The organism is uncultured Brachyspira sp. (genome assembly GCF_944390595.1).
In the GTDB taxonomy this organism is placed as follows: domain Bacteria; phylum Spirochaetota; class Brachyspiria; order Brachyspirales; family Brachyspiraceae; genus Brachyspira.
Window position 1 is genome coordinate 1 of record NZ_CALXRN010000081.1, and the last position, 8217, is coordinate 8217.

6 protein-coding genes are annotated in these 8217 nt (G+C 26.6%); 4 read left to right on the plus strand and 2 right to left on the minus strand.

Features of this window, described 5'->3' with window-relative positions; genetic code table 11:
• Positions 1 to 114: 114 nt before the first annotated feature.
• Both Q0J90_RS04340 and Q0J90_RS04345 read left to right on the plus strand, forming a co-directional pair.
• Complete coding sequence (locus Q0J90_RS04340; RefSeq protein WP_297276741.1) at positions 115 to 477, plus strand: hypothetical protein; 363 nt, start codon at positions 115 to 117, stop codon at positions 475 to 477.
• 55 nt (positions 478 to 532) lie between these two features.
• Positions 533 to 1165 carry a hypothetical protein gene (locus Q0J90_RS04345; RefSeq protein WP_297276742.1) on the plus strand — a complete coding sequence of 211 codons (633 nt, stop codon included), beginning with the start codon at positions 533 to 535 and terminating at the stop codon, positions 1163 to 1165.
• A 145-nt stretch (positions 1166 to 1310) separates the two neighbouring features.
• Here the strand turns inward: Q0J90_RS04345 and Q0J90_RS04350 are convergent, their stop codons facing one another.
• Positions 1311 to 1877 carry a hypothetical protein gene (locus tag Q0J90_RS04350; protein ID WP_297276743.1) on the minus strand — a complete coding sequence of 189 codons (567 nt, stop codon included), beginning with the start codon at positions 1875 to 1877 and terminating at the stop codon, positions 1311 to 1313.
• Positions 1878 to 2351: 474 nt separating this feature from the next.
• A complete protein-coding gene (locus Q0J90_RS04355) occupies positions 2352 to 2831 on the minus strand; it encodes a hypothetical protein (protein ID WP_297276744.1) in 480 nt (159 codons plus the stop codon).
• 335 nt (positions 2832 to 3166) lie between these two features.
• Here Q0J90_RS04355 and Q0J90_RS04360 point away from each other — a divergent pair, with 335 nt between their 5' ends.
• Entirely contained in the window at positions 3167 to 6913 is a 3747-nt protein-coding gene (locus Q0J90_RS04360) for a DUF2723 domain-containing protein (RefSeq protein ID WP_297276745.1), read from the plus strand.
• Positions 6914 to 7053: 140 nt separating this feature from the next.
• On the plus strand, positions 7054 to 8217 hold a 1164-nt coding region (locus tag Q0J90_RS04365; RefSeq protein WP_297276746.1), incomplete at its 3' end, for a class I SAM-dependent DNA methyltransferase.

Here is an 8217-nt window from a genome sequence, read left to right on the forward strand (position 1 = left end):
AATGCTAAAAGTAAAATAGAATATTTAGCATTTAGTGCAATAATTTTTAGAAAAATACTAGATACTTTCTTAGAAAAATATTCATAAATATATAGAGTAAAATATAAGGCAATTATGATAAGAAAGAAAAAACATAAAGAAGAGAATATTTATATAAGAGCCATTCTTTTTATTGTACCTACTATGGCAATAATGATATTGTTGATACTATTTATTATTAATGCATCTTCAATATTAACTAAATATGATGTAGTAAACAATAAATCAGAAACAATGTATAAATATTCTAAAAAACATGATTTACTTAATTCAATTATAAATTTTATAACTCCTAACTGTCTTCATTACAGAAAATTTGAATGGATCGAAGAAAGTTTATTTTTTAGAGTTACGATTATGTTTTTTCTTAGCTTTGCATCGGCTCTGTTTAGTATTTTATCAATTCATAAAATAAAAAAAGGATTAAATAAACAGTAATTACAGTTGATTTACTACTCGCAAAATTTAAGTATTAAGGATATATAAAATATTTATGAAAGATATTATTTTTAATTTAATATACAAAATCAATATACCAGAAAATGATTTATTTAGAATGTCGGCATTATTTTTATGCTCTTTTATAATAGTGTTTTTAATATTAGTATTGATTAAAGGAGATTTGAGTCTTAATGATTTTTTAGGTGATAGTTATGGTTTAGGTCTGGGTATAATTATAATATTAGTAATAGCATTTTTTGGAGTATCAGGATTTTTTATAATAAAATACATTGAAAATACTTATGAATATATATTTATAGCCATTGGTATTATAACGGCATTATTTAATATAAATGAAAATAATATAAAAAAGACATTAATTGTTGCTTTGATATTTTTTCTTATACTTTTATATGCATCATTTTTTAATGCCCCTCCAACCATAAATGATGTATCTATAAACAATCAAAATATTACAAATAATTACACTAATGATTTGAAATCAACTTTATCTGCTCAGAGAAATATTGCTGACTTATTATTAGGATACAACAATCTTTTTAATTCGGTTTTATTCGGCGATATTACATTAAAAGAGTATCTAATTATAGGATTAATTTTAATTTTATCTACAATTTTAATTATTTATATAATTAAAAGAATTGAAAAGAAAAAATCAAAATAAATAAAAGTAGAAAAAATATAATTTCTTAATTTTGTATAGTAATCAATTTTATTAGCTGATATATTTTTATAATTTTTTATCAACACACGAAAACGAATATCTCAAAAGTTTATGCATCAGTAATAAAAGCATTAAATCTTTATAATTATTCATTATTTTTTTTATTATCCTTAGCCTTAAGGTATTTACTAATTGACAATGTTATAAAGGATATTATACCGCCGCAAAAGAAAGATGATAATTCTATTATGCTCTCTATACTTCCAGCCATATTAAAAATAGCCAAGTTTTCATGTATTTTATAAATAATAACCGAACTTATTACAAGAATTATTGCAAGTAAAATAATATAAAATTTGTAAGATGTGTTTTTAAAAAATAGTATCTCTATTAAAATACCTATGACAGCACATCCTACTATAAATATTATTATTAATCTCACAAATAAATCTTTTGAATCCTCTTCAAAATCTACGTTAGGATGCTCTCTATCTCTCCATCTGAGGTAGTTGCGGCGAATTTCTTTAGTTTCTATATTATTATTAAAACCATAACTATTTTCTAAAATAATATTATCAGTTACGATATAGTTTCCATTATAAATATTGTTTTCTTCATTTTCTTCTATTATAGTAGAATTATATTTTATCATTTCATTATAAAATATAAAAGAGAGAGTAATTAATATAACCGCTAATATACTAATTTTCATATAAACCTCTTAAAAAAATGCTTACTGCAAATTGATACATTTTTATCATAAATTGATTTTTATTTCAAGTTATTTGTTAGTACCTATATAATGTATTATTAAAATAAATTTTAAAACTTAATTACATTTGCCCACCCTTTAATCTTTTTATTATTACTGTCATTTTTGTATTATCTTTCTTTTTAATCTTACCTGTTATTTTAGCTGCCCACCCAAGATTTTTTTTAAATTTGCTGCAGTTTCACCGCACGCAGAATAAAACTAAAAATATAAATTTAATTATAATTCAAATCTTATTAATTATAAAATTTTACTCACCGTGCGGTTAGTAAATCTGTAATTTTAAATAAAGCTAGGGCGGGTGCTAAAAAGATAATCTAAACTTTTAAATATAAATAAAATTTTAAAGAAAAAACAGATTAACAATTCTAAAGGGCGGGGAATTAGAATAAAATTTAAACAAATATATTATTTTTATTTAAATATTAATCTTACCAATACAAAGCCTATTATAAATCCTATAGGTAAAGATAAATACTCCAATATGTTTTTTATATTCTCATAATTTATAAAAATAATTAGCCCTGTAATTATAACAGATACAATGAGTATTATTTTGCCAGCAATTAATTCTTTTTTAGGTAAGCTATTTTTTAATAATAATATCAAACTAAATAAAAAACCTATAATAAGAGAGCACATGAACATAATAAAGACTCTGTCTTCTTCAAGGTCAAGATCGCTTTTGTATCTTCTTCTTATGTTTTGATATTCAATATCAGAATCTGTATTATAATTATCTTCTATTATATAGTTATCTTCTACTATATAATTTAAATTATAAATGTTAATTTCTTTATTGTTATTATTTTTTATCAAGTCATTATAAAATATGTAGGAAATTATAATTAATATTAGTATAATAGTTAATCTATTTGTTTTTAAGAAGTTCATTTTATTTCCTGAATATAACTGATGAATATAGTTTTACTATAATTTAAAACAAGTTTTATTTCAATACTAAAAGATAATTGATATAAAAATATATATTTTACATTCTTGAATAATAAGCGATTTTATTATATAATATTTGATTATACTTGTAATATTGAAGATTCTTAAATATTATGTAAAGTTATTCAATATAGTACAAGTATTTGCACTTTTTGGTACTTGACAAAGTCCACAGCGGGAAAAGTACAAATTTTAAATAAATTCTATGCCGCATATATACAAAATAAAATAGATTGATAATTACAAACTATTAAAAATAAGAGGTAAATAATTAAATGGCTAAACTTTCGCATCTGGAAAAAGAGTATATCAAGGCTAATTATAAAAATAAAAGCATTGATGAACTCACAAAAAAGTTAGAAAAAGACAGAACTTTAGTAGAAGAGTACGTAAACTCTCTGCAAAATAATCAAAAAAATAATATAAAGAATAATAAAAAAGAAAAAACAAATAGTACAGAAAGCAAAGAAAATAGCGGAAATATACTTTCCAAATTATTCTCTAAGAAAGAAAATGAGGAACCTATTTATAAAAGATATGATATAAAGCCTTATCATCTTTCAAAAATAGATGCTGTATTTGCTGCTGCTGCTTTTCTTTTTACATTCTTACTTTATTTATTTACATTAACACCTTCTCTTTCAGCAGGCGATAATGGAGAGCTTACAACTGCTGCTTACTTTTTGGGTGTAGGACATGCTCCGGGATATCCTTTCTATACTTTGATGTCCAAATTATTTACTTATATACCTTTTGGAAATATTGCTTGGAGAACAAATTTATTCTCAGGTACTTGTGCAGCATTTTCAATGATTTTCTTCTATCTTATTATGGTAAAAGTATTAGGACAAAACAGAATCGAAAGAGGATTTTCTCCAATAGTACAGATACCTGCATTACTTGCAAGTGTAGCATTTGCTATATCTGATAACATGTGGGCACAGGCTACTATGGCAGAAGTTTACAGCTTGAATATACTTCAAATAGCTTCTATGCTTTTAATACTCGTTTATTGGTTTGAAAATGTATGGAAGCATGCAAACGATGAAATTCCTTATTATGGAAGCAAGCATTTAATGGCTTTTGGTTTTCTTTACGGTGTAGCACTCGCAAATCACCATGTAACTTTGCCTTTTGCTTTTGCTCCTCTTTTGTTCATAGCCGTTGTATTATTCTTAGTTCATAAAGACAGATACATTAATAATATAGAAACTTCTTTTATATCAATATTTGTATTTTTAGTATTATTATTTATAGGCGGATTCGGATATTACAGATTTATTATGAATTATGAGGCTTATTTATATTTCCCTCCAGGAGTAGCTTCTAATGATTCAATATTTTCTATAATATTTAAACCATTTTCTGATATGAATATATTAAGCGATATATTTACAGCATTGGCTAATGGTTCATATTTAAGACCTGATATGTTAGGAAATTTAAAAGCACCAACCTACCCTACGCTTTATAAAGGAATGTTCCTAGTATTTTGGCCTTTATTCTTAGTAGTTGTTTGGTGTTTAGTTTATAGATATTTCTTATGTAAAATAGATAAATTCAATAATGATAATGACTTTATAACAGGAATATCAATAGTTTATTATAAAATGCTTTTAATGCTTGCAGTAGGCGTTATGATATATGCTTATATGCCTATAAGAGCTAGAGCATTGCCTCCTCTCAACTGGGGACAATTAAATGAGCCTTCAGGATGGGAAAATTTAAGCTATTTATTCAGTATGATACATAGAAAACAGTATGGAACTTCAGGAAATGATGTTGCCGCTGCATTTATACTGCATCCGGAACAGGTTAGTGCATTAATAAATATATTCAAAACTCAATTAACTGTATTGGGGGTTCTTTTCTTAATACCGGGATTATTCCAAATATTTAAGAAAAACAGATTTATGGGAATATTCTCAGTATTCGGACTTTTAAGTTTTGCAGTATCATTAATGGCATATACTAATCCTCCTCCAAGTGTAAGAACTTTATCATTCGTTGAAGTATTTTTCTTGCCGGCAACTTTATATATGCTTGTAATAATTGGTTTTGGTATTCAATGGTATATGGAATATTTTAATACTAATATCAAAAATGTATTAAAGCCTGCTTCAGAGGAAACTGCAGATACAAAATTAAAACCTTATCATGCAATATCACTCATAGCAATATTTGCAATAATGATTCCTATATTCGTTATGAATTTCAGCCGTAATAATAACTCAAAAGATTACAGCAACCATGACTATTCATACAATATGATGAACTCTCTTCCTGATAATGCTATATTTGCTACAGAGGGAGGAGACAACCAAGTATTCGGACTTGTATATTATACTATGGTTGAAAGAAGAAGACCAGATTTGAAAATATATGACCAAAAAGGTAATGTATTTGAAAGAATATACGGAAACCTTATGAAAACTGACGGCAGATGGCTTGGAGATATCAGCGATGCTGTAGATAAAGACTTCATAGATTCAGGAAGACCTTATTATATGGCTTGGAGACGCGACGGACTTCATAGACTTGGGGACTACTATTTTAAGGCTTACGGACTTGTATTTAAAGTACAGCCTATAAAATATGCATTAGTTGATGAATTGGAGTTCTTTAAAGTTCTTACTGTTAATGACTATAAAAATATAGCATTGCTTAATTTAAAAAGAGATTATGAGAATGAAAAAGTTGCTGCTGATTTAAATGCTTTATTAGATGAAGGTTTAATATCCGTTGAAAGAAAAAATACATATAACGGTAATGAGGAAATAACTTTTGTAAAAATGTATGAGCTTCCTTTCCCTCAGTATAAAACTGAAGAGGATTATTGGAACAGCTATACTATGCAGGGAACGCCGGAAGAAATTTCCCATTATGACTTCTTAACAAGAGAAATATTTGTCAGTTCTTATTCTCTTGCTAAAATAGATATGTATAACAGAAAAATAAAATTATATCAAAAATTACTTGACTTTATGGGTAATGAAGATGTTGCTAAAAATGGAATCACTAGAGCAGAAGCTAATCAAAAAATAGAAGAATACAAAAACTTAAAGAGAGCAGAAGAAGATAAAATGCTTACAATAGGTTTTGATATGTCTAATGTATATTTTGCTGTTGGAAATCAGGCTATTTTAGACAATGATTATGAAAGAGCTGCTGTAATGTTTGAGGAGCTTATCAAATTAGAAAAACTTATTTATCCTGCATACTTTAATTTAGCTGCTTCTTATGAATATTTAGCACGTTCAAAAGATACTCCTTATGATAAAGAAGCAGAGTATTTAAATAAAGCTAAAGATGTACTTGCAAGAGCTGAAAAAACTTTCCATAGAGGAAAAGATATGGGAGATGCTGCTAGAGAACAAAATCAAACTTATCAGCAAATAAAACAGTTTACTGCAAGAATAGATGCACAGCTTAAAACTACAAGACAGCAGGCAGATAGTTTAAAAGAACAGGCTATGAAAGAAGATTCTTTTGAAAGCTATTCTTCTTATGCTAATTATATATATCAAAACAGACAAGATATTGAGGAGACTTTATGGGCTAAACTTGAAGCTAGAAAAAGAGCAAGAAGCAGAGATCAGTTAGTTAATGTTAATAAAGATATATCTATACTTTATGCTAATATAGGAGATACAGACAGTTCTATAAATACATTAAATGAAACTCTAAAAATGCAGGATCTCACAAAAGAAAAGAGAACTGGATTAGAATTTGATTTAGCTAATATTTATCTAAACAATAAGATGTATGATGAAGCTGTATACACATATTCAAAATACACCAATGATTTAACACAAGACGGTGCTTTTGCTTTATATGCTATAGGTCATATATATATAGAACAGAACAAAATTATAGAAGCATTAAATATTTATAATGACTTTAGAAAAAGAATGTCTCCTTTAGCTGTCAATAATGAAGTTATAGCTAATTTAGACAAAGATGTTGAAAGCAGAAGACTTCAGATAATGCAGTATATAGGAACTACAGGCGGAGTACAATAAATAATTAAAAATAAAAAAGGCTTACTAACTAGAATTAGTAAGCCTTTTATTTTACAAATATTTTTATAAAATTTACTTATTTGATTTTTAATAATATTATACTATAATTAAAACTATGTAAAAAAATGTAGGAATATTATATGTTTGAACAATGTTTTAAAAATATAGATAATGAACTTCGTAAAGATAGCGGCTGTTCTAATGATGTGGATTATATAGAGCAAACTTCTTGGATACTGTTTTTAAAATACCTTGATGATTTAGAAAAAGAAAAAAAAGATGAATATAATCTAAGCGGTAAAGAATATAGAAATATTTTAGATGAAGAGTTTTCTTGGAACTCTTGGGCATATCCTTTAAATAAAGAAGGCAAACTTGATAATAAATTTATGACAGGTGATGATTTAGTAGATTTTGTTAATACTAAATTATTTCCATATTTAAAAAGTTTTAGAGAAAGTGCTTTAAGTGCAGATACATTGGAATATAAAATAGGTGAAATATTCAGCGAGGTACAAAACTCAATAAAAAGCGGATATATATTAAGAGATGTTATAAATATTATTAATAGCATGAAATTTCAGACTTCAGAAGAACGTCATGAGCTTTCGTATTTTTATGAAGATAAAATAATGAAAATGGGCAACAGCGGAAGAGCTGGCGGAGAATATTATACGCCTCGTCCATTGATTAGAACTATTATAAAAGTTATTAAACCTAAGATAGGTGAAAAAATTTATGACGGTGCCTGCGGTTCTGCTGGTTTTTTAGTTGAAGCTTATGACTATTTGGATAAATTAGATGTAAATATGTCTAAAGGAGAAAAATATAATATTCTTCAAAAAGAAACTCTATACGGACAGGAATTCAAACCTCTGCCATATGTCATAGGTACAATGAATATGATACTGCATGGAATTAATGCCCCTAATATAGTTCATAAAGACACATTATCAGAAAATATAATGACTTCTGTTGGAAATAAATATGATGTAATATTAGCAAATCCTCCATTTGGAGCAGCCACTCAGGATTCTGTGCTTTCAAATTTTCCTATGCGTACTAAAGAAACAGCATATCTATTTTTACAGCATTTCATGAAAATGTTAAAAAAAGGCGGACGCGGTGGTATCGTTGTAAAAAATACATTCTTAAGTAATTCCGATGCTGCTAATCTTAGAAAAGAATTTTTAGAAACATGTAATCTATTTGCCGTGCTTGATTTACCATCAAAAGTATTTCAGGCAGGAGTAAAAACTGTGGTATTATGTTTTGAAAAAGGAAAACCTACTGAAAATATATGG

Bases quoted from the DNA above. Each gene is read 5' to 3' on its own strand.
- Q0J90_RS04340 (WP_297276741.1), top strand. From the start codon at position 115: ATGATAAGAAAGAAAAAACATAAAGAAGAGAATATTTATATAAGAGCC.
- Q0J90_RS04345 (WP_297276742.1), top strand. From the start codon at position 533: ATGAAAGATATTATTTTTAATTTAATATACAAAATCAATATACCAGAA.
- Q0J90_RS04350 (WP_297276743.1), bottom strand. From the start codon at position 1,877: ATGAAAATTAGTATATTAGCGGTTATATTAATTACTCTCTCTTTTATA.
- Q0J90_RS04355 (WP_297276744.1), bottom strand. From the start codon at position 2,831: ATGAACTTCTTAAAAACAAATAGATTAACTATTATACTAATATTAATT.
- Q0J90_RS04360 (WP_297276745.1), top strand. From the start codon at position 3,167: ATGGCTAAACTTTCGCATCTGGAAAAAGAGTATATCAAGGCTAATTAT.